This is a genomic window from Moraxella sp. I5G, from assembly GCF_055193055.1.
Map to the genome: position 1 here is coordinate 56,887 of NZ_JBUXLH010000001.1, position 25,636 is coordinate 82,522.

Consider the following 25,636-nt stretch of genomic DNA (forward strand, 5'->3'; position numbering starts at 1 on the left):
TACTAAATCGAAAAATCATCATCACTTTTACGATTTTTTTGGTTGCTAAATTTTGGGGCGTTAGCGTTGTAACCATGACGCTTACGCCAATCAATCAAAATATAATATTGCCAAACAATCCGAAATAAAATTCCTGCAATAATACTGGTAACAATTGCAAAAATCACAAGTCCAAGCCCAAACGCAGGTAGTGAAAATTGTGTCAAAATATGAGCATTGTAACCATTTCCCGATAGCCATTTGGTCAGTTCTGATACAAAAATACCAACCGTTCGAAAACCAATCAGTGGCTCACCAAGTAAAAAAGCACCCACACAATAAGCAGCCCAAAAAATAGGAATGGTGGTTAAGGGGTTGGTTAGCCACGTCAGGGCAATTGCCATTGGTACGTTTGCTCGAAATAATAGTGCGCCAATAATTGCGAGTGGCATTTGACCTGGCAAAGGGAAAAAAGCGCATAAAACACCAATATACACCGCTTTTCCAAGCGAATTTCGGTTCATGTGCCACAGGCGAGCATCCGCCAAAAAAGGTGCAAACCAACGCACAATTCGGTTTTGGTGTAATTTTTCTGGAGTGGGTAGCCATGCTTTTAGACGCTGTTTTGGCATAAAAAAACAAATATTAAAAAAACAACTTTTAATTATAGCAAAAAACAGCTTTATTTTAATGTTTTTATTTGCTAAGTGGTTAATTTTTTATCATAAAAAACCCTTGATGATCTCTTCAAGGGTTTTAAAAAATTGCTTTGAATTAAAAAATTAACCAAGAAATGCTTTATACATCCACAGATGTTTTTCTTGACCACTGGTGTAGTTTGAAAGCAAATCAGCAGTATTTTGGTCGCCTGCTTCTTCAGCAATCACAATCAATGCTTTTTGCTCGGCAATTAACGACTCCAGACCTTTGATTGCGCCACTTACACATTCACGTCCATCAAACGAATTTTTGTGTTCTTGGATGTTAGATAATGCCGCATAGTCGCTATAAGCGTGTAGGGGTGTGCCACCAAGCGTTAGAATGCGTTCAGCAATTTCATCAATTTGGTTTTGTAGCTCAGTGTACAGCTCTTCAAATTTAGTATGCAATGAGAAAAAGTGTTCACCTTTTACATTCCAATGATAACCACGTACATTTAAATAAAACACATGATAACCAGATAGTAATACATTTAATTTATCAATGGATTGTTGCATAGTCCCTCCTAAGGGTGTTTGCTTTGGTTGCGATTTAAAATCTTTATGTAGGTACAGTATAAACAATCTATTTTAATTGGTAAAATTGAATATTTATAATTTTTTAATTAATTTAATTAATTTTTTAAATTAAACTGCAGAAGGTAATCCCTCCATGCCTTTAGCTTTTACTTGACTTAGATGTTTGATGATGGTTTGGATGGGTAATCCTTGATTTTGCAAGCGTTTTGGAATAATTTGACTGCCTTTTTGACCGTGCGCTTCAAACATCACAAACAAAAATTCGTTTGTTTCATCCCAAGATGTCACCGCCGACCAAGCGATAACCCCTTGTTGCATGGGCGCTTGTCGAACATTCATGCCGCGCATTTGTAGATTTGTTAATCGGTCAGTGCTAGCAGGAATTGCCATAATAAGCCCATGACTTTGCACGCCAAGTTTTAATTGATACATTTCATCAGGAATTTTAAGTTCACTAACTTGTTTTTCAAATTCGCGTTTCATGTACCATTTTAATCCAAGTGTTCTAAGCAAAAGATAGACAACCACACCAATCAACATTAACCAAAAAATAATGGTTGAATAGCCTTGCAAAAAAATCAGTCCACAAATTGCTAAAATAATTGTAATCCCAATAACAATCCATTCTTTGGTGCGTAGTGATTTGATATTATAAGTGCTGGCGCTTTTTTCAAAAAGTGCAAGTTGAGCAGATTTAAATTCGCCATCCGTCATATTTAAAGCAATGGGCTGTAGGGTATAAGGATAAAGACCTTCTTTTTTATTTTTCATAAAAAACCACAAAAATAAACACAATGAATTTGCCTATCTTACCCAAATATTTCACAAAAATAAACCAAAAAACTAAAAATTTCCGATTAAATATAAAAATCACCAAAATCAGCTGAAATTTATGGTGCTTTTTGGTATTATAAACCACTTTAAAAACTTAATTTAAGAACAAATTTTTTTCAAGGGCAAATTATGTTAGACCCCAAATTATTGCGTGGTGATTTAAGTGATTTACAAGCCAAACTAGTCACTCGTGGTTATCAGCTTGACATTGATTTTTGGCAAGATTTAGAACAACGCCGTAAATCCTTACAAATAAAAACCGAAGATTTGCAAGCCCAAAAAAACCAAGGTGCAAAAAAAATTGGCGAATTAAAACGCAATGGACAAAATGCTGAAGAACTATTGCAACAAATGGAAGTGGTTAGCCAATCCATGAAAGTGGCTGAAAATGAATTAAAAGAACTGCAGTCCATTATTATTACTCAAAGTCTTGCCATTCCTAATTTACCTGATGATAGTGTACCTGTGGGTCAAGATGAAAATGACAACATTGAAGTTAGAAAATGGGGTGCGCCAAGAGTGTTTGATTTTCAAATAAAAGACCATACAGACATTGGCGAGGGTTTGGGATTGCTTGATTTTGAGTTGGCTGCTAAATTAACTGGTTCACGTTTTAGCGTGTTAAAAGGCGGTCTGGCAAGATTAAATCGTGCATTGATTCAATTTATGTTAGATACCCACATCCAAGCAGGCTATACTGAAATGTATGTGCCTTATATGGTGAATAATCATAGTTTGCAAGGAACAGGGCAGTTACCAAAATTTGAAGAAGATTTATTTAAACTGCGTGGTGATAAAGACTATTATTTAATTCCAACATCAGAAGTTCCTTTGACTAATACAGTTCGTGATGCAATTATAGAGTTAAAAGAACTACCCATCAAACTAACCGCACACACACCTTGTTTTCGTAGTGAGGCAGGTAGTGCAGGGCGTGATACACGAGGATTGATTCGCCAACATCAATTTGAAAAGGTGGAGATGGTGCAAATCGTTAAAGCTGAAACGTCCATGCAGGCGCTAGAAGAGATGACTGCTCAAGCTGAAAGTATTTTACAAGCTTTGGAGCTGCCTTATCGAGTTGTGGCATTATGCACAGGTGATATGGGCTTTAGTGCAGTAAAAACTTACGATATCGAAGTATGGTTACCTAGCCAAAATACTTATCGTGAAATTTCCAGTTGTTCAAATTGTGGTGATTTTCAGGCAAGACGTATGTTGGCTCGTGTTAAAGACGGTAAAAAAATTGAGTTGGTGCACACACTCAATGGTTCAGGGCTTGCGGTAGGGCGGACATTACTTGCTATTTTGGAAAATCATCAAAATGCGGATGGCACGGTTAATATTCCTAAGGTATTGCAGCCATATATGGGCGGTGTCAAAGTGCTTTCTTGATTATGTATCCTTGGTAAAAATTTAACTTATCATGTCAATTCTCCGCCTATCACTTCCTATCTAGGTGGAGAGTTAAGTGCAGGTGAGTTAATCAGGGCGTTTTTGTTTTTCAATAACCTACCCAATAGAGAAAATTACTATGTTAAAAAACTCACCATATTCGCACTTGCTCTAAGCCTTTTTATAAGTGCATATTTAATAAATATCACCATATTAAATCCAAAAAGCCAATCAAGGTAATAAAAATGCTCAATTCAGCTTTGGCTACATGTATGCACAAGGTCAAGCTATCAAACTGCTTTGGCAACAGCCTGTAAGGGCAGCAACCAAAGGGGCTGTAAAGTAATTATAAGCTAAGTAAATCAGATGATGAGCCCCATTTGCTGCTATCAAGCCTTATTTACAAATAGATACTAGGGTTTGTCATCGCCTGTAAAATCACAAACAAACACAAGTTTTATAAAGCTGACTACACCATCAAGAATTTTTTTTAAGTTAAGACTAGGTTTTGTAAATGATGACATCATTTCATCACAAATGTGCCAAGTGTGCATAATCGTCATTATGAAATACAGAATGACAGCCAAATATTTGATAGTGCGCATTGGTGTATGGATATTTCATTCAAATGGCGAAAAAGGTGTTTAAACCATAATAACTTAAAAATACCTTAAGCTGTTCTGTTGGTAAAATTCCCCAATATTTTATAAATTATGTTAAAATATGGCGATTTAATTAGCCTATAGGATTAGCCAAATGTCAGCCCCTCTAAACCAACGCCAAAATGCCAACGCCATCCGTGTCCTTGCTATGGATGCTGTTCAAAAAGCTAATTCAGGACATCCTGGCGCACCTATGGGTATGGCGGATATTGCTGAAGTGCTTTGGCGTCAGTTTTTAAATCACAATCCTGCCAACCCAAAATGGGCAAACCGCGACCGTTTTGTTTTATCAAATGGTCACGGTTCTATGTTGTTATATGCACTATTGCATTTAACGGGTTATGACTTAACAATTGATGACATTAAAAATTTTCGCCAGTTACATTCAAAAACCGCAGGGCATCCAGAGTATGGCTATGCAGGCGGAATTGAAACCACTACAGGGCCACTGGGTCAAGGAATTGCCAATGCGGTGGGATTTGCATTGGCTGAAAAAACGCTAGCTGCCCAATTTAATAAAGCTGACAACGAAATCATTAATCATTACACCTATTGTTTTTTAGGCGATGGCTGTTTAATGGAAGGCATCAGCCATGAAGCGTGTTCACTTGCTGGGACTCTTGAGCTTGGCAAATTGATTGTATATTATGATGATAATGGCATTTCTATTGATGGCGAAGTAGAAGGCTGGTTTAGTGACGATACCAAAAAACGCTTTGAATCTTACAATTGGCAAGTATTAAACGTAGATGGACATGACAGCCAAGCGATTGCGAAAGCCACCCAAGCTGCCAAGGCAGAAACAACCAAACCAACACTAATCATCTGTAAAACAGTTATTGGTCTAGGCTCACCAAATAAACAAGGTAAAGAAGATTGTCATGGCGCACCACTGGGTGCCGATGAAATTGCTTTAGCTCGTCAAGAGATGGGTTGGCATTTTCCTGCATTTGAAATTCCTCAGTCTATTTATCAGGCATGGGATGCTAAATCTAAAGGCGAAGCGCTTGAACAGGCGTGGAATGAAAAATTTGCTCACTATCAAGCAAACTACCCACACGATGCAAAAGAGCTATTGCGTCGTCTAAATGGTGAATTACCTGAAGATTTTATTCAAAAAGCAGACGAATTTATTCATCAAACTCAACAAAAGGGCGAGTCGCTCGCCACCCGTAAAGCCAGCCAAAACACCATCGCTGCTTTTGCTCCATTATTGCCTGAATTTTTAGGCGGTTCAGCAGATTTAGCGGGGTCAAACTTGACATTATGGAAAGATGCAAAAGGTGTACAAGTGCATACTGATGGTAACTATGTGCATTATGGTGTGCGTGAATTTGGTATGACTGCCATTGCCAATGGTGTGGCGCTGCATGGTGGATTCATTCCCTTTACAGCAACGTTTTTGATGTTTATGGAATATGCTCGCAATGCAGTGCGTATGGCAGCATTAATGAAACAGCGCATCATTCAGGTTTATACTCACGATTCAATTGGACTGGGTGAAGACGGACCAACTCACCAGCCTGTAGAACAAATTGCCAGTTTAAGAAATACTCCCAATCATTATACATGGCGCCCTTGTGATGCTGTTGAAACAGCGGTGGCTTGGAAGCAGGCAATTGTAACTAAAACTGCTCCTACAGCACTGATTTTATCTCGTCAAAATTTACCACATCAAATTCGCAGTGATGAACAAATTGCAGATATTGCCAAGGGCGGCTATATTTTAGCAAAAGAAAAAGGTGAGTTAAAAGCCATCATCATTGCAACAGGTTCAGAAGTAGAGCTTGCAATCAACGCTTATAATCAGCTTGATGGGGTGCGTGTGGTATCGATGCCATGCGTGGAAGCCTTTGAAAAGCAGTCTTTGGAATACCGCCAACAAGTTCTACCAAATCACATTCGTGCCCGAGTTGCTGTTGAAGCAGGTATTTGTGATTATTGGTATAAGTTTGTTGGCCTGGATGGAAAAATCATTGGCATGACCACCTTTGGCGAGTCAGCTCCTGCTAAAGATTTATTCAAGCATTTTAATATCACCACTCAAGCAGTTGTGGATGCAGTTCAATCTTTAATATGATTATATAAATGTAATTATATAACATAACTGATAACTACTTGATTTTAATCAAAACACACTTAAATTTTTTATAAATTAAGTGTGTTTTTTTGTAGCTTTTATCTTTCTTTTTTAATATAATATTTATCACTTTGTAAATCATTATCATTATTCTTATTTTAGAGATAATTTATGCGTAAATTCCCTTTATCTGTGCTTAGTGCCAGTGTGCTTTTTTCAACTTTCACATACGCCCAAACCCAAGAACCAACCGTGGAACTTGAAACCATGGTGATTGATGTATCAAAAGAAGCGGGGAAATACGTTGCCATTAAACCCATTTCTCTCAAAGATGATTCACCGTTATACGAAACGGCTCAATCCATCACTGTACTGACACCACAACAAGTAGAACAAAAACAAGCATCAACCGTTGCTGAGCTTTTAGAAAATGTGGCAGGTGTAAATTCTGGAGTGCAAGGTCGTCGTGGTTGGGATGATTTTATCATTCGTGGACAAGTATCATCCGCTCAGACTTACGTTGATGGTATGCGAGTACAAACTTCTACAAATAATTTACGAGCATGGGATGTGGGAGCGGCGGACGCCATTGAAGTGGTCAAAGGTCCGGCAACTGCTGATTATGGTATGGGGCTTCCGGGTGGAATTGTAAATATTACTTCAAAACGCCCACAAAATGAATCATTTAATCGCGCAACAATTACACTGGGAAATTTTAATCAAAAAGAAATCAGTTATGATATTAACCATGCACCCAATCAAACCAATAAAGGGGCATTTCGTCTCAATGGTCGTTATAGCGACCGTGATGACGCGACGGATTATGTATTTTTTAAAAATTTTTATATTGCTCCTAGCTATACCTTTGATTTGGGCGATAAAACCAATTTGACAGTTCTAGGCAGTTATCAATGGCGTGAATATTTGCGCCAACAAGGATTGCCGCACAATAATAAGGTTAATTTACGTACGGGTGTAAAAACCGTGCGTAATGCTCATGAAAAATATTCTGCCAAAACCTTTTTTGGCTTACCACAAAATACCGATGAGCAAAAAACGTTTCGTGTTGGTTATGATTTATCTCATAATTTAAATGATAAGGTCAAATTAAGTTCTATTTTTGCCGTTACTAAAACTGAAACTGATGGTAACCCAACACTGGCAAGGTCTTCTGATAATTTTTATCGTGATGGCGTTATTGGTAGAGAGGTAAATGTTCAGGATAAAAAAGATACCATGTATACCATGGATAATCGTGCTCAAATGTGGTTTGATACAGGTAGAATTCAGCACGATGTAACTGCAGGTGTGGATTTATTGCGTGAACGCAGTCACTATATTATTACGCGCGGCAATGCCAATGAATCGTTTGATGCCGATACTCCTGATTACACCTATACAGGTACAGGCGTGGTAAGGAAAAATCGTGATTGGTTAACCCACACCCAGTATGCAGGCGTATATTTAAAAGATAAAATGCGTTTTAATGATGTTATTGTAAATCTGGCAGCTCGCCATGATTGGGCAAATACCCAATTAAAAGACGACGTTAAAAAAACTTATGTTAAATCATCCGATAACGCTTTTACAGGTACGGCGTCTGTGATGTACGATTACCAAGGTAAATTTGCACCTTATATCAGTTACGGTACATCGTTTAATCCAAACAGTGATTTGGGTCAAGATGGTAAAATTTTAGATGCTGAAAAAGGTCATCAAGCCGAAGTTGGGGTAAAATTTCAAGGATTTAGTCGCCGTCTACAGGGTTATTTATCATATTATGATTTGACGCGTAAAAATGTGGCTGAAACGGTTGACGGTGCAACTTATTCTGATTTGATTGGCAAACAACGCACTAAAGGAGTGGAATTAGAAACAGCGCTTGTATTAAATAACCAATGGAATATCTCAGGAACGTACAGCTATATACCTACTGCCAAAATTGAAGAGGCAGCAACCAGTTATGAAAAAGGTCAACGCATCAGCCAGATTCCCAAACATGCTGCATCACTTTCTACCCAATATCATTTTAGTCCTGACCGTTTGGGTTGGTACGTCGGCGGCGGAGCAAGATATCAAGGCAAACGCACCGCTTGGCGCAGCACTAGTTTTATCGATTTGCCAAGTTATGCGCTCTTAGATTTAAAGGCGGGTTATGAAGCCAAACATTGGGGTGTAGGTCTGGCGGTAAAAAATGTCTTTGATAAAGATTACTTAATTGGCACAACCCCAAATTCACAATTGGTTTCTTATGGTGAGCCACGTAACATTCGCGTGAGTGTTAAATTTAAATATTGATTAAAAAATTACCAGTGATTTAAGAATCATGATTCAAAAACCTTTTGTCTTGTTGGCTGGGCAAAAGGTTTTTTCTAGGGTTTTAAAATTATGATGAATTGGCAGGCAGAATTAATCACCGCAGGTTTTTGGCTGTTTAAAGCGTTTTTTTGGGTTATGCTTGGGCTTTTAGGCTGTATGTATTTGCTTAAAAGAACAAATTTTGGACAAAAGTTTTGGCTAATTGTTCATCCTTGTTTAAACTTAAGTCAAATTTCTAAAGCGTTTTTAATGATTGGACTTTTAGTGTTTTTTGTATTGATAGAAGTTAAAATTAGCGTACTTAATACCAAATTTTACAATCAACTCTACAGTTCATTGCAAGACAATAAAGCCGAAGTTTTTTGGTTTTTTGCGTTTTTAAATGCGTTATTGGTGATTTTTAAAGTCATTCAAGAAATCATTGATACACTGATTGGTCAGACATTTGAGATCCGTTGGTTGGAAAAATTAAATCACGTTTTACTAGAACGCTGGCTTTATCAAAAAAATTATTATCGTCTACATTATCAAAACCACACACCTGACAACATTGATCAACGTATCGAACAAGATGCCAGAGAGTTTATTACTGCAAGTGTTGAACTTGTGCGTGGGGTGATTAATGCCGTGGTTAGTGTGGTTGAATTCACCATTATTTTGTGGGGGCTGTCTGGCATTTTGGTGTTGTTTGGGTTGGGTATACCAAAAGGGGTAGTATTTTTTATTTATCTATTTATCATTGTAGCAACACTAATTTCAGTTTGGATTGGTAAGCCATTGATTAATTTAAACTTTAATAAAGAAAAATTGCATGGTGATTATCGTTATTCACTGATTAGAGTGCAAGATAATGCCGAAAGTATTGCCTTTTATGACGGCGAACAACAAGAAAAAAAGCATCTATCCGAACGTTTTTCAGCCATTATCATCAATCGTTGGGCAATTGTGCGTCAAATGCTTGGTTTGGATGGTTTTAATACTGGCGTAACTCAAACGGCAATGCTGCTTCCATTGATGCTGCAAGCACCTCGATTTTTTGCAGGTCAAATCAAACTTGGTGATATGCATCAAACAGTACAATCTTTTAACCGTTTAATGCGTGCTTTATCATTTTTTCGTTTGTTTTATGAAGAATTTACCTTGTATCAAGCCAGAATTGACCGTTTGCATGGGTTTTTATTCCGTTTGGATGGTTTGGATAACAACATCGTCTTTAAGCCTGAGCAAGCAGATGCCTTGGTTTTAGAAAATTTTATGATAGTTTGTAATGGTAAAGGTTTGAGTGAACCAATTAATCTTCAATTAAATCAAGGTGATAGGCTTTTAATTCAGGGAACATCAGGCACGGGAAAAACCACATTATTAAAGGCAATGGCGGGAATTTGCCCATTTACTGTAGAAGGTACGCTCAAGACGCCCGGCGGTAAAATTCTATTTGTACCGCAAAGAGCCTATATGCCACAAGGCACATTAAAACAAGCCATCTGTTATCCTAGCATTCAAGCAAAAGATGATGAGCTAAAATTGCTTATGCGCCAATGTTATTTGGATAAATGGATAAAGGAGCTGGACAAAATTCAGGATTGGCAGACTTTATTGTCGCCAGGTGAATTGCAGCGCGTGGCATTTTTGCGAGTTTTGCTTGAACGTCCGGATGTATTGTTTTTGGATGAAGCAACGTCTGCGCTTGATGAACCTATCGAGCAGGCGTTATATTGCTTAATTATTAAACAATTACCAAGAGCAATTATAGTCAGTGTTGGGCATAGAAGCACACTGCACATTCACCATAATAAACAGCTGATTTTAACTAAATTAACTCTTTGATTTTAATCTAATTTATTTAATTTTTAATAGTGCATGGTTGTAAAGTATGATAGAATCATTAGTTTCAATCATTTTAAATTATTGGAAGTTTTTATGAAATTTTTTGCAGTTTTAGTATCTGCCTGTATTGTTTTAAGCGGTATCAATGTTGCCGAAGCTAGACGTGGTGGCGGCTCACGAACTAAAAGCACGACCAAAACAATCACCACAACAAAAACTGCCAATCAAGCCAGCCATACCAGTCATAGTAAAGGCTCGGCTCAGGGCGGTAACGATCAGCAATGCGGCACAAAGCGTTATTGCAGTCAAATGAGCAGTTGCTCTGAAGCCAAATATTATCTAAATACTTGCGGTGTATCCAGTCTTGACCGAAACAATGACGGCGTACCTTGTGAAAGTTTGTGCAAATAGTTTAATCGCCTAATTGGAGTGATTTTTGGCATTATTAGTCTTGCTTTTGGTTTGCTGATTACACTTTGTCTACTGTTTTTTATGTTAATTATCCCTTTGATTGTTTTGGACTTGGTTCTGTTTGGCTTTGCTAAAGGGTTTTTGGTTCACTGATTGATTCTTTTTCTAAAAATAGCCCCAATAAATAGACTTAAAAATAAGAATTATGGTTTTTATCGTTTTAGGGTTGAATTTTTTTAAAACTCTTGGTAATTTGTCTAAAAATCATCAAAAAATTACATACACATGAATCAAAATCAACTTTCTATTATTATCGATTTGCGCTGGTGTTTAGACGAATTATTAAATGCAGGATATATTGACCAAAAATCATATCATTTGGTCATGACTAGCCGTAAAGATGTAAGCTTGCATCCTTTACAAGTTATTACCAAATTTAATTTGGTTAGCCAAATTGACCATCAACCTTTAACACTGGACAAGCTCAATCAATGGCTGGCACATAAAGCTGGGCTTGAGATGTTTAAGATTGACCCACTCAAAGTGGATGTGCCTGCCATCACTAAGATTATGTCGTTTGAATACGCCAAAAATCATTATATTTTGCCTATTGATGTTAGTGATAAAAAAGTTACCATTGCAACTGACCAACCGTTTTACCGTGATTGGCATGCTAATATTTATCAAATTGTTAAACCAAAAGTCATCAGTACAGTTTATGCTAGTCCAGAACAGCTAAATCGCTATCGTCAAGAATTTTATCAAGTCACCAAAGCGATTGCTGGCGCTCATACGGTTCAAAAACGAGCAGCAGCTGACGTAACCAATGTTGAAGCACTATTACAACTTGGCGACAGTAATAATCCAGACGCTAATGACCAGCATATTGTTAAAGTAGTGGATTGGCTTTTGCAATACGCTTTTGAGCAAAGAGCATCAGATATTCATCTTGAACCACGCCGACAAACAGGTAAAGTGCGTTTTCGCATCGATGGGGTATTGCATACGGTTTATGAAATGCCTGTGGCGATTATGACAGCAGTAACAGCGCGCATTAAAATTTTGGGCAGACTTAATGTTGCAGAAAAAAGAAAACCTCAAGATGGGCGTTTAAAAACACGTACCCATAAAGGACTAGAAACCGAACTGCGCCTTTCTACACTGCCCACTGCCTTTGGTGAAAAATTAGTTATGAGGGTATTTGACCCAGAGGTGTTGGTACGGTCTTTTAGTCAATTGGGTTTAATGGGAAAACAATTGGATGTTTGGCATGAATTGACTGCTCACTCCAATGGTATTATTTTAGTAACAGGTCCAACAGGCAGCGGAAAGACAACAACACTGTATAGCACCTTAAAACAGCTTGCAACTGAGCGGGTTAATGTATGCACTATTGAAGACCCTATTGAGATGATTGAACCAGCCTTTAATCAAATGCAGATTAATGCGGGTATTGATTTACATTTTGCGGATGGTATCCGTTCACTGATGCGTCAAGACCCTGATATTATTATGGTTGGTGAGATTCGCGATACCGAAACAGCAGATATGGCAGTACAAGCAAGCCTAACGGGTCATTTGGTATTATCCACACTACACACCAATGATGCCCCAAGTTCTCTAACTCGTTTACACGATTTGGGCGTACAACCTTTTTTGACGTCAGCAACGATTTTGGGTGTGATGGCGCAGCGTTTGGTGCGAACACTGTGTTCTGAATGTAAACAAGCTCATTTTGTGGAAGAAAACACGCCTGCTGCCCAGCAGTGGCGTGAACTAGTTGCGCCTTGGAATGCGCCTTTGCCAAAAAAATTGTATCATCCTGTAGGTTGTGATGTTTGTCGTAATACAGGATATAAGGGGCGAATTGGGCTTTATGAAATTATGCCGATGTCTAATGAATTAAAAAAAATGGTTGCCAAAGGGGTGGGGCTTGATGAATTAAAACGTCAAGCCTACAGCGAAGGGGTTTTTCCGCTTAGAATCGAGGGGGCAAAACGCATCAGTGAAGGCGTAACTACATTAGAGGAAGTGTTAAGAGTCGCCCCTTTGCATTAGTATGTGATGATTATTGACGCATAAACATAAGCGCAACCGTCAAGGCTAATAATTGAACGCCAATAATGGTGTATACGGTATAAGTCCATTGCCCTTGCATATATACCAAGCCGCACAGCCAAGCGCCAATGCTGCCACCGCCATAATAACTCATATAATACAAACCAGATGCCAGTGAGCGACCTTTGGTGATGTGGCTTGCAATGTAACTGATGGTTGCTGATTGGGTTACAAAGACGCCAGAAGACATTAAAGTCAAACCAATGATAATCATCCAAAGTGGCGTGCTCAGTGTTAGCAGCACGCCGATAACGGAAATACTGACAGCACCAATGATGGTTTTAACCATACCAAAACGACCAATTGCTTTGGCAGATAAAGGCGTAATGACCATACCAATTAAATAAATACTAAAAATATTGGCAAGCGCTGACGTTGATAAAAGATAGGGCGATTGAGCCAGATGCAGATTAATAAAAGTAAAGCACGCCACTAAAGAAAACAGTACACACGCTCCTAATAAACAAGCACTGATGACGTAGCGATTTTTAGCATGAGAAATTAGCAGCGTAAGGGCGCTAGACCAATTACCACTTTGGAAAAAATGTTGAGATTTTGGTAGAGTTTTTAGCACAATGATTGCGCCAATAAGTGTAAAAATTGCCATCACTGCATAAGCGTATCGCCATCCAATCAATTCATTAAGATGACCTACCAAAAACCGCCCACCAAAGCCCCCTAAAACTGTACCCATCACATATAAACTCATCATTTTAGCCAGATGATGACGGTATTCTTCGCCGATATAGGCAATTAAGACCACTGTAATTCCGGGTACAAAAATTCCTTGCAAAAATCGCCAAAAACTAATGATGTGTACTGATTGGCTGATAGAAATTAAAGCCGTTGGAATACTGAGCAAAAATAAGGCACCCACAACAAAGATTTTGCGTCCCAATCTATCTGATAAAATGCCTACAAAAGGCGATAAAAGGGCAATGCCCATCACAGTTGCACCGACCATCATGCCCGCTTGCACTTCACTGGCATTCAAATCATGGATTAAAATTGGCAAAATTGCTTGGATGGAATATACTTGCAAAAAGGCAAATACACCAATTAAAGTAATGGTGAGCTGTTCAATTAAAGATGGTGATTTTAAGGCGGTCATTTCCATGAACTTCCTTGTTTGCTATCTTATTAGACTCATTTTAACATAAAAATCAATTAACTATTTGAATGATGATATTAACATCAATAAATCAATAGTAATAAAAAAATTGATAGCATTATTAAGATAATAAGTTGAAAGATGGATGTTTTTATATTATTTGTGTTTTTATGTTATAATGCCAAAAGCTTGACGGAGTGCGGTCAATAAACTGCTGAGATTGTGTTGAATTGTTTTAATTATAGACACAGATACCGTTGAACCTGATGCGGTTAATACCGCCGTAGGAATCAAGCATATCAATAACCTTCTGATTTTCTGCGCTTTTTGTGGATTTATCATAAAATTGATGGCTTGATTTGTTTAATCATGATTAAGGGTTTTATGATGAATCAAACAAATCTATCAACTCAAAACGACAAACACGAACAAGATGCCAAAGATTTAACTCGCATTTTGCCTGCATCAAAAAAAGTTTATGTAGAAGGCTCAAGAACTGATATTCAAGTACCTTTTCGCCAAATTGATTTAACAGATACTCAAACCAAAACGGAAGCTGAAGCCAATCCATCTATTTTAGTTTATGATACGTCAGGGGTGTATACTGACCCTAATGTGGAAATTGATTTAAATAAAGGTTTGCCACGACTTAGAGAGCGTTGGATTGATGAACGAGGCGATACCGAAGAACTGCCAGCGCTGACTTCTGAATTTGGTAGACAGCGTCTTAATGATATTTTAACACAAGATTTGCGTTTTGCTCATATTACCAAGCCCAAGCGCGCTAAGACTGGTAAGAACATTACTCAAATGCATTATGCCAAACGAGGAATCATTACTCCTGAAATGGAATATGTGGCAATTCGTGAAAATCAGCGTCAAGCTGAAGGCGTGGATATGCGTCAGCACAAAGGACAGAATTTTGGCGCAAAAAATCTTTTTGAGATTACCCCAGAATTTGTTCGTCAAGAAATTGCTGCAGGACGAGCAATTATTCCTGCTAACATCAATCACCCAGAATCTGAACCAATGATTATCGGGCGTAATTTTTTGGTAAAAATTAACGCCAATATTGGTAATTCAGCATTAGGTTCAAGCATTGATGAAGAAGTTGCAAAAATGACATGGGCGACCCGATGGGGAGCAGATACCATTATGGATTTGTCTACGGGTAAAAATATTCATGAAACTCGCGAATGGATTATTCGTAACTCACCTGTGCCGATTGGTACGGTGCCAATTTATCAAGCGCTAGAAAAAGTAGATGGTATCGCTGAAAACCTTACTTGGGAAATTTTTAAAGATACATTGATTGAGCAAGCTGAACAAGGCGTCGATTATTTTACAATTCATGCAGGCGTGCTGCTTCGTTATGTGCCATTAACAGCAAATCGTTTAACAGGGATTGTTTCTCGGGGCGGTTCGATTATGGCACAGTGGTGTCTGGCTCATCATCAAGAAAACTTTTTATACACTCATTTTGATGAAATTTGTGAAATTATGAAAGCTTATGATGTGTCTTTTAGTTTGGGCGATGGTCTGCGTCCAGGCTGTATTCAAGATGCTAATGATGAAGCTCAATTTAGTGAACTACGAACGTTGGGTGAATTGACCAAACGAGCATGGCAGCACGATGTGCAAGTAATGATTGAAGGACCTGGGCATGTGCCTATGCATATGATTAAAGAAAATATGGATTTGCAGCTGGAAGTTTGCCATGAAGCGCCATTTTATACATTAGGACCTTTAACTACGGATATTGCCCCAGGTTATGACCATATTACATCAGCAATTGGTGCGGCGATGATTGGCTGGTATGGAACGGCGATGTTGTGTTATGTTACTCCAAAAGAACATTTGGGATTACCTAATAAAAAAGATGTTAAAGACGGTATTATTACTTATAAAATAGCTGCTCACGCCGCCGACCTTGCCAAAGGACATCCAGCAGCGCAAGTAAGGGATAATGCTTTATCCAAAGCCCGTTTTGAATTTCGCTGGGAAGACCAATTTAATTTATCACTTGACCCAGATACAGCACGCAGTATGCATGATGAAACCATGCCAAAACAAGCTCATAAATCCGCTCATTTTTGCTCAATGTGTGGTCCAAAATTTTGCTCTATGAAAATTACTCAAAATGTTAGAGAATATGCCGAAGGTTTGGAGCAAATGAAACAAACCTATCAACAAACAGGAGCAAAACTGTATCACGAAATTTAATTAAAAATAAAAATCCCCTTTGTTGCTAAAAGGGGATTTTACTAAGTGATGCTTATTTTTTATAAGCTTTGTGACAACCGCCACAGCTTTCTGTCATTTTTCCAAAAGCTTGCTCGACATCGGCAGCAGTTTTTGCTGAATCAGCAGCCAAAATAAGATTGGTAGTGGCAGTAACAAATTCATCTTGTTTGGCTTTAAAACCAGCTGCGTCTGTCCAAATTGCATCCTGCCCTTTGCCCTTGGCGTTAGCATCAGCAAAATGTGTCCACATTTTTTGATTGCTTTCATGAATAAAGTACGCTTGTTCTTTAAAGGTAGCTGGGTCAAACGATGCTGGGTTTTCCATCATACCTTTCATGATATCACTGGCACTGCGCCAATCTTGCATTAGGTCTTGTCGGGCTTTTACATCAGGGCTGTTGGAGTTCCCACCACCATTACAGGCAGTTAAAAGGATGGTGGTTAAGACAATAAGTGCAGTTTGCTTTAAAGAAGTCATGGCTATTTTCCAGATATCAAGGCTTGGCTATTTGTTAGAATTGGTTTATTACAAACTAAGCTGATAACTATAACATAAGCGACTTTATAGACTCAATGCAATTTGCATAATATTACTGAAACTTTACAAATTATCACAATTCTTAAATCATTGGTTAATATTTAACCAGTCTTTGGGTTTTAGATAAAAATCAGTTAATTCAAATTCAGCACTGCCAACTTCCGGCTCGTAGCAATAAGACCAGCTGGCACAAGGCGGCATGCTGACCAAGATGGATTCGGTACGTCCGCCTGATTGTAAACCAAACAATGTGCCACGGTCATAAATTAAATTAAATTCCACATAACGACCTCGGCGATATAGCTGAAATTCTCTTTGTTTTTGGGTATAGGGCATATGTTTGCGTTTGTTAAAAATAGGTAAAATGCCATCAAGATAACCAGAGCCAACCGCTTTAATAAAGTCAAAACAACGTTCAAAATCCCAACCTGTGTTTTGAGTGTTAACATCATCAAAGAACAGCCCACCTACACCTCGAGCTTCACAGCGGTGTTTGAGATAAAAATAATCATCACACCAAGCTTTGTATTTTGGATAAACATCATCACCAAATGGTTGACATAAATCATGGCAAACTTTGTGCCAATGCACGCAATCTTCAATTGTTGGATAAAAAGGCGTCAAATCAAATCCGCCTCCAAACCACCAAACAGGGTTGTTATCAGCGTGCGCTACAAATAAACGAATGTTAGCGTGACTGGTTGGAACATTGGGGTTTTTAGGGTGTACTACCAAAGACAGTCCCAAGGCTTCAGCTTTTTTGCCCACAAGTTCTGGATATCTTTGGGTGGCAGCACCTGGCATTTGATTGATGTGAATATGACTAAACATAACCCCTGCTTTTTCAATCACCCGCCCTCCCGACATGACACATGAACGACCTCCGCCGCCTTCATTTCGTTCCCAAATATCAGCAGTAAATTTTTCTTCACTGCTGCCATCAATGTCGCCCTTGAGCTCTTGTTCTTCTAAGGCGCGACAAATATTATCTTGCAAAATAAGCAAAAACTTACGAACTTCTTGGATTTTTTTAGAATAATCGGTCATATCGCAACGCTATTTAATGATTGATTTTGTAGTATAAAAGAAATTGAATACAAAAGAAATAGATAAAAATACAGATAAAACGCCCCAAACTGTCTTGACGTTAATTTTAAATGGGTTTATCATCGTATAAGTTTTTAACCTATTGATTTTATAAAGAACTTTTATTTATTTTTTGGAAATACCTATGACATATCTTGAATATCATGATGAAAAATCCGATAAATTTTGGCAGATTGTTGTTAATGAAAATCAACATACAGTCACTTATGGCAAAATCGGCACACAAGGACAATCTAAAACCAAAGAATTTACAGATGCTCAAAGTTGCAAAAAAGACGCTGAAAAATTAATTAAAGCAAAAAAAGCCAAAGGTTATACCGAAAACGGCGAAGTGTCCGTCATACCATCTAAACAGCCATCTGAGTCACACATTCAAAAAAAATTGATTTTAGATGAATTAAATACTTTGATTCAAGAAGGCGATTATCAAAAAGTATTGCCATTTTTGCAAACGTACCAAGAAAATAATAAAACTTGGCTAAAAAAAGAATTGAGTAAATTGCGTCATTATTGGTTGGATTGGCAGGAATTAAAAGAAAAAACCTCCAAATGGGGAAGCCGCTGGGGAAGCCGTGGTGGTGAAAGACAAAGAATAATAATTGCACTTTTGGGTTTGGCACTACTATCTGGTGATGAGATTAATAGCCGTTGGGATTGTATTTACCACATATTAACCAGTAATTTTTTTACAAAAAAAGATAATCAAAATTTAGAATTATTAAAACAATTAAATCCGATCTGTATTGAAGCATTGTTTTTATTGTTTGAAAAAAATGAATGGCAAGTAGATTATCGAAAGTTACGCTTTTATGAAAATCAAGGATATATGAATTATCAACCCTCTTTGTTTGCAAAATCTTTTGCCAACTCACTCCAAAAAGAATATTTTATTCTTGATAAACAAAATAAAAAAGTCAAAGTTAAATTTGAGTTAATTTTAAAAGATGATGCTGTAATAAATAGAGAGATACCTTCCTTGTTTGAATATGAAACCAATATTCAAAACTCCAGTAGCTGGATATACTGGCAATTTAGTTATAATAATAAAAATATTGAGAATTCAGATTTTGTTGATGGTTTTCATCAAATATTTATTCATTTAGTTGAAAATAAAAATTTGGATAGAAATTGGGTGTTAACCAAATGTTTAGAAATACAAACCAATCTTTGGCAGGATAACGCAAAATCTTATTTTAAAAAATTATTTTTATTATTAGAACCAAGTCAAGATGAACTTATTTATTTACAAGATAATTTATTTTCTTTATTAAATCATGAAAATAAATCCGTGGTAAATTTTGCCTTAAGCCAAATTAAAGAAATTTATCAATTAGATGATTTTAATATAACAGATTTTGTTAGCTATTTTGATATGATACTGATGAATTTTAATAATAAAACCGCCATTAAAACAATCCTATCGATTGCTCAAAATATTTTAAAACAAGATAAAGAAAAACAAAAATATACATTAGACATTCTATTATCACTCCCTAATGTATTTATTGGTGATGATTTATCGTTACAAGAACGTACAGCAAAAATTATAAAAACATATTTTAAGGACAAAGAAAACCATCAAGATGTAATAGATAAAATTACAGTTTATCAGGATAATATTGCTCAAGATGCTAAAAACATCATTGCATTTTTATTAGACGGTCAAGATAAAATAGAATTTGATAATAGTAAACAAATAGTTTATGAATACAAAGACCATACCATCGATTATTTTGATAAAAATAACGAATGTATTTTGTATCAGGATTTTTATGAACTCTTATTTTCGTTAGGTTGTTTGAAAAATGATAAACAACCGATTGAATATGAACGAGTGATTAATAGTTGGCTTATATTATCTTATCAAAACCAGTTTCCAGATGATGCGTATCAACAAATAGAAACTGTTTTAAAACAAGAAAGATATTATGATGAGTATTTATCAAGTAACTTTCATGATATTTTTATGTCCGCTATTTACGCTTTGGTGGTAAAAAATAGCATGTTTAATTCTAATAAGATTAATAATTATCATGATTCCACTTATAAAATTATTTATGCGTTTGCCAATATCCTAAGACAATTTTACCGTTTAAACAAAAATAATAAAGGCGTAACTTTGTTGTCATTGCCAACTCATTATCCAAGTTTTATCAAACCAGATATTTTGATTAATAGATTATTGGAATATCAAGAAAAAAATATTAATTTTGACTTTACAGACTTATCGGTTGCATTAGCAAGAACACCTAGAAATCAAAATCAAAAAGAGAATGATTTATTATTTGAGCTGATTGAAAAATTAGATAATCGTTATTTAAAAGAAATTTTGTATTGTCATTTTGGTAAACACAAAATTCCAGAAACGATTCCGCCACAATCATGGATTGATGAAGCAACTATCAAAGATGAAAATATTATCCATAAATCTATCACCAAACTAAAAGAGTATTTTGGCAAACATCAAAATAATCATCAAGACCAAAATCTTTATAAGATAAATGAAATTAATCAGGATAACTGGCAGTCTTGGCGTGGATTATGGGCAACAGCAGCATTAACCCATCATCTACAGATTGATTTGGATCATTCTCACGAAGATGGCAAAATATACGATAAAGTCTTGCCAAAACAAGATGAACATTATCGTATGCAACCAATCTATGAATATGGCTATGAAGGTAAAAAATGGAAAAAAATGGTGGTTGGGTATGCCATTGCTTGTGAAATACCAAAATACTTTAGATTGGCATCAACCACAGATATCTATCGTCGACAATGTTACATGAAACAATATAACGGACACTGGGGCTATGTCAGTGTTTTTAATGGATATGATGATAATTTTGGTCATCAATTTAATTTTATAAAAAGTTTAACACCAGTAAATACATTGTATGTTGATAAGGTATTCGCAAATGGTGTTTTTGAGTTTTTAGATGGGAAAAATGCCAAATCATTTACTGTGATGGTGCAGTCATTTATTGAGAAATGCCATCCAATAAATCAATACACATTGATGATATTAGCCTATTTATTGTTTCATTCTAAAAAAGATGTACGTTTGATTGCTGTTGATGGATTGCAATCTTTGATTGATCAGCAAAAAATAGAAATATCTGTTTTTGCTAAGCATATTATAGCGCTGATAGAAAATAATTCTGCGCCGTTTAGTCGATTTATTGAAAGTATTACATTATTAAATCAATATGGTTCTACTAATTCATCTTTTGTTTTGCAATTAGTGGATGATATTTTATCTAAAGTTAAATTTGAAGAAAAACAGCCTATTGGATTTAAAAAAATGTTAGAATTATATTATATACTTTTAGGTCAATACGACCAAAAACCCAATAAAGAAGTTTTAACAAATTTGGATGTTCTGTTGAATCAAGCATCTGGTCTAAAAAGCATAATTGCAAAAATTAAAAAACTATAACTATAAATAGTCAATTGGTTTGATTATTTATTGATTATTTTTTTTATTTAATGGTTTTATTTAAAGAAAAAGAGAAGTTATGAACGACATTGATTTTGCTTATAAAAGTGTAAGCCATATCCATAAAAAAGCTAATTTGAATGAATTGGTTTTGGCTCATCATACCCAAATTGAAGAAATTCAGAATATTCCTTGTTTTTTTACAGGTGAAATTGTGGATTCTGCTTTAACTGCTAAGTGTTTGATGACAGTTTCAAAGGTGGTGCGTTCAAGTTTTGCTCCGATTCCTGTGCGTTTACTTGACCCGATTGTAACTACAGGTAAGGAGAAAATGCGTTTTGAAGGTTTTTCTTCTTGTAATGGTGTCTATGCACGATTGGATATTTTAGAACAAGGTTTGGATGGTCAATTTATTGCCAGTGGTACAACCAATGTTGATTTTAACGAACCAATGATTAATGCTTTAAATGCAGTTAAAAAGCAAGAATTGATGCTGCTTGCAGTTGGTGATAATGAGGTTCGTATCCAGACTGAAAAAACTGATGTGGTAGAAAAAAAGGTGAAATTACCTGAGCGTTGGCTTAAGGGTCTAACAAGTGTACAATTGTATATGGCAGACATGAAGGAAGTATTTAAATTAAATAAAATGCAGACCATACAATTTTTTAATCAAATACCCAAAGGTAAATCTACAGCAGTTTTGTATGCCAGCTACATTGCAGGAAGATTGCAATTATCCCCAATTGCCAAACCACATAGTATTCGTATTGGCGGGATTGAGCGGTTAAGACTGCTTGAGGGGTTGTTGCCATTTATTGATGTGATGTGTTTGTATCAGGCTGACGATGGTGAAAGTTTAGCAGTGCAATTATATATGGGTCATTTGCGCATGACTTTGGCAATTTCGCCAGATTACTATCGCGGATTTAGCGGTGAAGGAAATGTTTTGGATAAATTAACTGATATACCAGTAGAATTTATTTATGCATTCAATCATTTGTTAAAATCCAATGAAACATTCGATCCGACTTTGTTGTCATTTGAATACGATTTGGACTTTGCAACGACTGAGCAAATGACCGCAAGTTTATCAGCTATGGGGCTTTTAGGTTTTGATTTGGATGGCTATCAACATTATTATCGTCGATTACCGTTTAAAATGGATAGAATTTTATCATTAAATCCGCGTTTAAAAAATGCCAAAAAATTATCCAATTCGCAAGATGTACAATTGATTAAAAACACACCAACAGAACTAGAAGCTCGTGTTACTGGTACCGATGTTACACACACAGTTTTAATCAAACATGGCAAACCACAATGCACTTGCCAGTGGTTTGCCAAACATCAAACAAAACGTGGATTATGTAAACACATTTTATCGGTTAAAATGATGACCGAACAAACTGTTAATAACACCATCCAATAAAATGATTTGATAAAATCATTAACAAATAATTAGCGCTGCATTCTGCCCAGCTCCTGAAGTAATTTTTGGATTCTTTCAGCTTCTTCAGGGGTTAGTTGGCGGTTTTGGGGAGTTTTGGCTTGTTGGGCGCTTGGACGTTCACCTACAGTAACAGATAGATTTTGCTTTTGACCATTGCGATTAACAACCAAACTTAGTTCACTATTTGGGGTGGTGCGCGCAACTGTGCCTATTAGAGCGTTAGCGTCTTTAACAGGCTGGTTGTTGATGGATAACACCACATCACCAGCTTTTAATCCTGCGGTATCAGCAGGACCACCTGATAAAACATTAGCAATGGTTACCCCTGTGTCATTGGATAAATCAGTAGGGCTTTTATTGACTGGGGCAATTTCAATGCCTAACCAGCCACGACTGACTTTGCCATTTTTAATCAGTCCATCCATCACCTGCTCAACAATATTGGTTGGAATCGCAAAACCAATGCCCATACTGCCGCCAGAACGTGAATAGATGACAGTATTAATACCAATCAAAGCACCATTCGCATCAACTAAGGCACCACCAGAATTACCTGGATTAATAGCAGCATCGGTTTGAATAAAATCTTCAAAGCTACTTACACCAAGACCTGCTCGTCCAGTGGCTGAAATAATCCCTTGTGTTACCGTTTGACCAACTCCAAATGGATTACCAATAGCCAAAGCTACATCACCTACTAAAATTGAGTCACGGCGGAACGCAAGAGGTGTGAGTCCCTCTAAATCCACCTTGATTACCGCTAAATCGCTGTCAGGGTCGCTACCAACAATTTTAGCAAGCGTCTTTCTGCCATCATTTAATGCAACGGTAATTTCATCGGCTTTTTCAATAACATGGGCATTAGTCACGATGTAACCATCAGCTGAGACAATAACACCTGAGCCCAAACTAACTGCTCCTTCACTTTGCTCTTGACCTTGTCCATAATATTCAAAAAACTGTTGAAAAACTGGGTCATCCGCATAAGGGTTTTCAACTTTTTTTGTAGTATAAATATTAACCACAGATTGAGCTGCTTTGCTAACCGCATCATGATAAGAAGTGATAGGCGCTGGTTTATCAGGGTTGGTTTTGTTGGTATCAGCCAATGTTGGTTGCCATACTTGTTCTGGAGCTTCTACTTTTTGAGCAGCCGGCTTGGGTTCTTCAGGGGCAGCAGGCTCAGGCTGGCTTAATTGAAGTTGACTTGGTAATTGACTTTGTAGGGCTTTACCATTGGAGTCTGGATCAAGAGCTACCCAAACCAGTGTACCACCTAAAATGATTGCAATCAATAAAGATAAAATTTTTAAGCCGCTAAATCCTTGTTGAGTGCAAAAATGTTCATTTTTAGATAAATTTGACGGTTTTTGTGTATTTTTTAAATGCATTTTTGTATCCTTGATAAAATTCAGGTTATTTTAACATGAATTGCTTAGGTAAAATTTTGCTAAACAACGAAATTTTTAGGATTTTTTTAAATAGTTTTTCTAAATTGTGAACGAATAATACGAAATAAAAATAAAATAAACAATCAAATTAAGAAAAGGTCTGAAAAAACAGACCTTTGTGATATTACTATCCATATAAATTAGCTAGTATAAAATTAACCAGTTGTTATTTAACCAATCGGCTACAGCAGGCAATAAATCAGTGGCAATATCTGATAAAGTTAATACATCACCTCGAATCAGTTTTTCAAATATTAAAAATTCGTCAGTATTAAAACAAATATCATTACCATTAATATACCAAGTACCATCAACAAATACAAATCGGCTAGCAGGATTAATGGCTAAACACTCGCCATTTGCTAAACGGTTTTTTAATGTTGTGGCATCAAGTTCATCTTCAAAAGCTAAAAGCTCATATTGACGACGGCTGATCAGCTCAGCAAGTGCAGTTTTAATAATATCATTGCCTGCATCAGAATTTAGTGTGTCTATGAGATTATTTTTAATGGCACTTAGACTTTCTTGGCTAAGTTCATAAGGGCTATTTTGTTTAGTTTGTGGTAAGACAATTGGTGAAAATAATTCTGTGTGATGAGTGGCGATGTCAGCAACTTCATCTAAAATTTGTACCATACTGGGGCGACGAAATCCAAAGGAAAAAGTTAGACATTCATCGTCTGCTACGCCATAGTGGGATAATCTTGGTGGTACATACAGTACATCACCAGCTTCTAGCACTTCATCAAAAATAAGCTCACCCATATCATCTAGCAAGCGAATGGGTTGATTTTCTACAAAAGGCGTATCAAGACTGCACATTTTGCCCAGCTGCCAGCGTCTTTTGCCATATCCTTGTGCCAAAAAAACATCATACTCATCGTAATGTTTGCCCACAGAGCCACCTTTTGGAGCGACAGAAACCATAATATCATCCTGTTGCCATCTTGGAATAAAATCAAATGCCTGCCAAAGCTCACCAAGTTCTGGTGACCATTGTTCTAAATTTTGTACTAAAACCGTCCAAAGTTTTGGGGTGTTTTGTAAGTCAGTTTCATTCAAAGGGGAATTTTTGAGCGACCATTTGTCAGGATTACCGTCATTTTGGCTAATAAGTCTGGCTGATACACCATCTTCAAGCGCTAAATCTAGCACATCGGTGGGTTCAAACATATTGGCTAAAGCGGGTAAGCCATTTTTGATAAGAAGTGGTTTTTTTTGCCAATAATCGTTTAAAAATTCTTCTGCGGTCATGTTATTTGGCAGGCAATAGGGTAGTTTTTGAGTAAAATTGGTCATGGTTTATTTGCTTAAGTTAAATAAAGTATTCTAACAATTTTTAATTCAAAAACCAAACCAAAAAGTCAATGTAAAAACATCAATTTTTTTCATAGCAAAATAAATGAATTTTATTTATAATGCTTGGCTTATTT

17 protein-coding genes and 1 riboswitch are annotated in these 25,636 nt (G+C 36.6%); of the genes, 9 read left to right on the forward strand and 8 right to left on the reverse strand.

Going from position 1 to position 25,636, the window contains the following annotated elements; translation table 11 throughout:
- Nucleotides 1-2 precede the first annotated feature (2 nt).
- From ACZBKJ_RS00195 to ACZBKJ_RS00205, 3 genes are all read right to left on the reverse strand, one after another.
- Nucleotides 3-611, reverse strand: coding sequence for a DUF2062 domain-containing protein (locus ACZBKJ_RS00195; RefSeq protein WP_463198873.1), 609 nt, complete (start codon nt 609-611; stop codon nt 3-5).
- A 150-nt stretch (nt 612-761) separates the two neighbouring features.
- Nucleotides 762-1,196 carry a Dps family protein gene (locus ACZBKJ_RS00200; protein WP_463198874.1) on the reverse strand — a complete coding sequence of 145 codons (435 nt, stop codon included), beginning with the start codon at nt 1,194-1,196 and terminating at the stop codon, nt 762-764.
- Nucleotides 1,197-1,325: 129 nt separating this feature from the next.
- Nucleotides 1,326-1,988, reverse strand: coding sequence for a YcxB family protein (locus ACZBKJ_RS00205; protein WP_463198875.1), 663 nt, complete (start codon nt 1,986-1,988; stop codon nt 1,326-1,328).
- A gap of 192 nt (nt 1,989-2,180) precedes the next feature.
- Between ACZBKJ_RS00205 and serS the strand changes: the two genes are divergently transcribed.
- From serS to tfpB, 6 genes are all read left to right on the forward strand, one after another.
- Nucleotides 2,181-3,446 carry a serine--tRNA ligase gene (serS, locus tag ACZBKJ_RS00210; RefSeq protein WP_463198876.1) on the forward strand — a complete coding sequence of 422 codons (1,266 nt, stop codon included), beginning with the start codon at nt 2,181-2,183 and terminating at the stop codon, nt 3,444-3,446.
- A 756-nt stretch (nt 3,447-4,202) separates the two neighbouring features.
- Entirely contained in the window at nt 4,203-6,188 is a 1,986-nt protein-coding gene (tkt, locus tag ACZBKJ_RS00215; protein WP_463198877.1) for a transketolase, read from the forward strand.
- A 171-nt stretch (nt 6,189-6,359) separates the two neighbouring features.
- Complete coding sequence (locus tag ACZBKJ_RS00220; protein WP_463198878.1) at nt 6,360-8,486, forward strand: TonB-dependent receptor; 2,127 nt, start codon at nt 6,360-6,362, stop codon at nt 8,484-8,486.
- A gap of 90 nt (nt 8,487-8,576) precedes the next feature.
- Nucleotides 8,577-10,334, forward strand: a complete 1,758-nt coding sequence (locus ACZBKJ_RS00225; RefSeq protein ID WP_463198879.1) for an ABC transporter ATP-binding protein/permease — start codon at nt 8,577-8,579, stop codon at nt 10,332-10,334.
- 93 nt (nt 10,335-10,427) lie between these two features.
- Nucleotides 10,428-10,745 (forward strand): excalibur calcium-binding domain-containing protein, encoded by a 318-nt coding sequence (locus ACZBKJ_RS00230; protein WP_463198880.1) that lies wholly within the window; start codon nt 10,428-10,430, stop codon nt 10,743-10,745.
- Nucleotides 10,746-11,030: 285 nt separating this feature from the next.
- Entirely contained in the window at nt 11,031-12,803 is a 1,773-nt protein-coding gene (gene tfpB, locus ACZBKJ_RS00235) for a type IV pilus assembly ATPase TfpB (protein WP_463198881.1), read from the forward strand.
- Between the two features lie 10 nt (nt 12,804-12,813).
- Here tfpB and ACZBKJ_RS00240 read toward each other — a convergent pair whose 3' ends face one another.
- A complete protein-coding gene (locus ACZBKJ_RS00240; protein ID WP_463198882.1) occupies nt 12,814-13,974 on the reverse strand; it encodes an MFS transporter in 1,161 nt (386 codons plus the stop codon).
- A 183-nt stretch (nt 13,975-14,157) separates the two neighbouring features.
- Nucleotides 14,158-14,281, forward strand: a riboswitch (TPP riboswitch).
- 80 nt (nt 14,282-14,361) lie between these two features.
- Between ACZBKJ_RS00240 and thiC the strand changes: the two genes are divergently transcribed.
- Nucleotides 14,362-16,197, forward strand: coding sequence for a phosphomethylpyrimidine synthase ThiC (gene thiC, locus ACZBKJ_RS00245; protein ID WP_463198883.1), 1,836 nt, complete (start codon nt 14,362-14,364; stop codon nt 16,195-16,197).
- Between the two features lie 52 nt (nt 16,198-16,249).
- On the opposite strand, the gene ACZBKJ_RS00250 is transcribed toward thiC, so the two are convergent.
- The gene (locus ACZBKJ_RS00250; protein ID WP_463198884.1) at nt 16,250-16,696 is read right to left on the reverse strand and encodes a c-type cytochrome; all 447 of its coding nucleotides are present in this window, start codon (nt 16,694-16,696) and stop codon (nt 16,250-16,252) included.
- 147 nt (nt 16,697-16,843) lie between these two features.
- Nucleotides 16,844-17,803, reverse strand: coding sequence for an oxygen-dependent coproporphyrinogen oxidase (gene hemF, locus ACZBKJ_RS00255; protein ID WP_463198885.1), 960 nt, complete (start codon nt 17,801-17,803; stop codon nt 16,844-16,846).
- 184 nt (nt 17,804-17,987) lie between these two features.
- On the opposite strand from hemF, the gene ACZBKJ_RS00260 reads away from it, so the two are divergent.
- Both ACZBKJ_RS00260 and ACZBKJ_RS00265 read left to right on the forward strand, forming a co-directional pair.
- Nucleotides 17,988-21,302, forward strand: a complete 3,315-nt coding sequence (locus tag ACZBKJ_RS00260; protein WP_463198886.1) for a DUF6493 family protein — start codon at nt 17,988-17,990, stop codon at nt 21,300-21,302.
- Nucleotides 21,303-21,381: 79 nt separating this feature from the next.
- Nucleotides 21,382-22,731 carry an SWIM zinc finger family protein gene (locus ACZBKJ_RS00265; RefSeq protein ID WP_463198887.1) on the forward strand — a complete coding sequence of 450 codons (1,350 nt, stop codon included), beginning with the start codon at nt 21,382-21,384 and terminating at the stop codon, nt 22,729-22,731.
- Nucleotides 22,732-22,760: 29 nt separating this feature from the next.
- Here the strand turns inward: ACZBKJ_RS00265 and ACZBKJ_RS00270 are convergent, their stop codons facing one another.
- Together ACZBKJ_RS00270 and ACZBKJ_RS00275 are read right to left on the reverse strand one after the other, a co-directional pair.
- Nucleotides 22,761-24,143, reverse strand: a complete 1,383-nt coding sequence (locus ACZBKJ_RS00270) for a S1C family serine protease (RefSeq protein WP_463198888.1) — start codon at nt 24,141-24,143, stop codon at nt 22,761-22,763.
- A gap of 204 nt (nt 24,144-24,347) precedes the next feature.
- Nucleotides 24,348-25,502 (reverse strand): cupin domain-containing protein, encoded by a 1,155-nt coding sequence (locus ACZBKJ_RS00275; protein ID WP_463198889.1) that lies wholly within the window; start codon nt 25,500-25,502, stop codon nt 24,348-24,350.
- Nucleotides 25,503-25,636: the final 134 nt, after the last annotated feature.